This is a genomic window from Myxococcus sp. AM011 (assembly GCF_013372595.1).
GTDB lineage: Bacteria > Myxococcota > Myxococcia > Myxococcales > Myxococcaceae > Myxococcus > Myxococcus eversor.
In genome coordinates, this window is sequence record NZ_JABXEM010000467.1 from 1 (window position 1) to 3,745 (window position 3,745).

Consider the following 3,745-nt stretch of genomic DNA (forward strand, 5'->3'; position numbering starts at 1 on the left):
GTCCCCGGCCCCCTCCGGGGACTCGTGGGCCTCCCGGCGGGTCTCCCCGCATGACCGCGCAACCCCGTATGCTGGGGGCCGTGGACATTGCGGGGAAGAAGCAGGAGACGTATGAGGAGGAGCTGCTCCTCGCGCTGGACGAAGGGCTCGTCTCCACCGAGGAGGCGGCCGCCCTGCGCGAGGAGGCGCTCGACCTGGGGCGCAGTCCCCTGGAGCTCTTGCGCGAGCAGGGGCGCCTGGGCGAGCACACGCTGAGCGAGCTGCGCGAAGAGGTCTCCCGGGAGCTGGGAGGCGCCAGTGGCCAGGGCCCGCTGGAGGCCCCCACGCTGGACCCGGACACCCCGGTGGTGGCTCCCCCGTCCGCCTCCGCCGTTTCGGAAGGCTCGGGCGGAGACCCGTCCTTCCCCGTGCCGGACTGGGACCGCTACCAGCCCGTGCGCTTCCTGGGCCAGGGCGGCATGGGCCAGGTGTTCCTGGCGTATGACCCGCTGTTGCGCCGCAACGTCGCGCTCAAGTTCGTGAAGGGCGGAGACCCGGAGCTGGCGCGCCGCTTCCTCTCCGAGGCCCGCGCCCAGGCCCGCGTGCGCCACGAGCGGGTGTGCGAGGTGTACGAGGTCGGCGAGGTGCAGGGGCGCGGCTACATCGCCATGCGCTACGTGGCCGGCCAGTCGCTGGGGCAGCTCGCGCCCTCGCTGACGCCGGAGCAGAAGGTGCTCGTGCTGCGTCAGGCCGCCGAGGGCGTGCACGCCGCGCACCGCGCGGGACTGGTCCACCGCGATATCAAACCCGGCAACATCCTGGTGGAGCGCACGGAGGACGGCGACTTCGCGCCCTTCGTCATGGACTTCGGTCTGGCGCGGGACTGGCGCGAGGAGGGCGGACTCCACGGCGTGGTGATGGGCACGCCCCACTACATGGCCCCCGAGCAGGCCAAGGGCGACACGGCGCGGTTGGACCGGCGCGTGGACGTCTACGGCCTGGGCGCCACGCTGTACCTGCTGCTCACCGGACAGACGCCGTTCCACGGCACCAACGAGCACGACATCATCACCCGGCTCCAGACGGAGGAGCCCCGTCCGCCGCGCGCGGTGGACCGGGATATCCCCCAGGACCTGGAGGCCGTCGTCCTCAAGTGCCTGGAGAAGGAGCGCTCGGCCCGCTACGACTCGGCGCGGGCGCTGGCGGATGACCTGGAGCGCTTCCTCGGCGGAGAGCCGGTGCAGGCGCGGCGGGGCCTGGGGTACCGGCTGCGCAAGAAGGCGCGCAAGCACCGCGTGGCGCTGGGCGCGGGCCTGGCGGCGCTGACGGTGGTGGCGCTGGCGCTGGGGCAGGCGGTGCTGGCGCGCAGCGAGGTGGCCGAGCGCGAGCGGCTCACGCGCAGCTTCACCGAGCGCGTGGAGCGCATCGAGGCCGCCGCGCGCTACTCGTTCCTGTCGCGCCTGCACGACACGCGCGAGGACCGCGCGTCCCTGCGCGCCAGCATGGATGCGCTGGAGGTGGAGGTGAAGGAGGCGGGCGAGCACGCGGTGGGCCCCGGCAACTACGCGTTGGGCCGCGCGCTGCTCGCGCTGGGTGACGTGGAGGGCGCGCGCCGGAAGCTCGAGTCCGCGTGGGAGCACGGCTACCGCGAGCCCCGCGCGGCCTGGGCGCTGGCGCTGGTGCTGGGCGACCAGTACCGGGAGAAGCTGCTGCTGGACGTGGAGCGCCGAAGCCCCGAGCAGCGAGAGCTGCGCCGCCGGGAGCTGGAGCAGCGCTATCGAGACCCGGCGCTCGCGTACCTGCGCCAGGCGGAAGGGCCGGACGTCCCCGCGCCGCCGCTGTACGTGAAGGCCCTGTTCGCCTTCCACGAGGGGCGCCACGAGGAGGCGCTGGCGCACCTGGAGGCGATGAGCAACACCCAGCCCTGGTTCTACGAGGCGCCGCTGCTGCGCGGCGACGTGTACCTGGCGCGTGCCATGGGGCGCTGGCATCAGGGAGACGGCGTCGGCTCGCAGGCGGACCTGGAGGCCGGGCGGCGCGCGTACGCGGCGGCCATCGCCACCGCGGAGAGCCAGCCCGACGGCCACTACGCCCTGGGACGCCTGGAGCTGGCCGCGCTCGTGATGGAGCTGTACGGCGCGGGCAACGTGCTGCCGCCCTACCAGCGGGGCCTGGAGACGCTGGACTACGCGCTCAAGGCGGCGCCGGACCACCACCGCTCGCTCGTGGTGCGCTCGCGGCTGTACCGGCGCCTGGGCGAGCAGCACGCCAACCAGAACACCGACGACGTGGAGCTGCTGTTCGGCAAGGCCATCGACGCGGCGCAGGCCGCGCTGAAGCTGGCGCCCCCGAGCGACCGCGTCACGCTGGAGCTGGCCATCATCCACCGGCTGTGGGCCCGCCACCGTCAGCGCCTGTCGCAGGACCCGCGCGAGCAGCTCGGCCTCTCCATCGAGGCCCTGGAGCGCCTGAGTCCCGAGGAGCGCGACTACGCCTTCCACGCGAACCTGGGCCTGACGCACCAGGTGTGGGCCGACTACGAGAGCGAACACGGGCAGGATTCGCTCGACCACCAGGGCAAGGCCATCGACGCGTACCTCGCCGCCATCCGCGTGAGGGAGAACCAGGCGGACGCGTGGATCAATCTCGGCAACTCCTACCGCGCGCGGGCGGCCATCCCCAGCGCGCCGGACGCCTCGGGCGATTTGACGCGGGCGATAGAGGCCATCGAGCGCGCGCTCACCCTCAACCCCCGCAACGTCATCGCCTGCTACCAGGGCGCGGACGTGTCCGAGCAGCTCGCGCGCTGGCGACAGGAGCACGGGCAGGACCCGGAGCCGGACCTGGAGCGGGCGCTGGCGCTCTACCGGCGGGGCCGGGACATCAACCCCAAGCTGCCGCAGCTCCACAACGGCCTGGGCGCCGCCCTCCTGTGGCAGGCCGAGCAGCGCTGGGAGGATGGAAAGGACGTGACGGCGCTCCTGACGGAGGCGCGCAAGGCCTTCGAGCAGGCGCGCGCCGTGGCCCCGCAGCAGGCCTTCTCCTACAACAACCTGGGCGAGGTGGAGGCGGTGCGCGCGGGCTTCCTCGTCGCGCGAGGGGAAGACCCCGGCCAGAGCCTCAAGGTGGCGAAGGAGGACTACCGCCGCGCGCTGGAGCTGCTCCCGGGCGACGCGGACCTGTGGACCAACCTGGCGCGGGTGCACGTGCTGTGGGCCACCCACGCGCTGGCGCGCGGGCGCGACGTGGGCAAGGACCTGGCCCAGGCGGAGGAGGCGCTCACCCGCGCGCGAGAGTTCAACCCGAAGCTGGCCTATGCGTGGCGCTACCAGGGTGGCGTGCTGGACGTGCGCGCCCGCGACAAGGCCCGGCGAGGCACCGCGAAGGACGAGGACTTCCAGCAGGCCGCGGAGGCGCTCGCGCACGCGGTGGAGCTGGCGCCCCGGCGGCACGAGTACGTGCTGGCGGCCGGAGAGCTGCAGCTCGCATGGGGGCGCTGGAAGCAGGCGCAGGGAGAGGACGCGACGCCCATGCTGACGCGGGGGCTGGAGCACGTCGCGCGAATCGTGGCGGCGCGGCCGGCGTGGTCACGGGCCCTGTTGCTGCGCGCGGGGCTGCGGCTCGCGCTGGCGGACAACGCGCCTACCGAGCAGCAGCAGGCGTGGCGCGTCCAGGCCCGCGAGGACGCGGAGGCCGCGCTCTTGCGCAACCCCCACCTCGCGCCGGGATGGAAGGGCAGGCCCACCTCCGACTCGGAGCTGTCGGC

The 3,745-nt window shown here is 73.8% G+C and carries 1 protein-coding gene; it reads left to right on the top strand.

The features are described 5' to 3' along the window. Window positions 1-68: 68 nt before the first annotated feature. Window positions 69-3,745 (top strand): serine/threonine-protein kinase (locus HUW62_RS46115; RefSeq protein WP_176438068.1); only part of this gene is annotated, 3,677 nt, incomplete at its 3' end.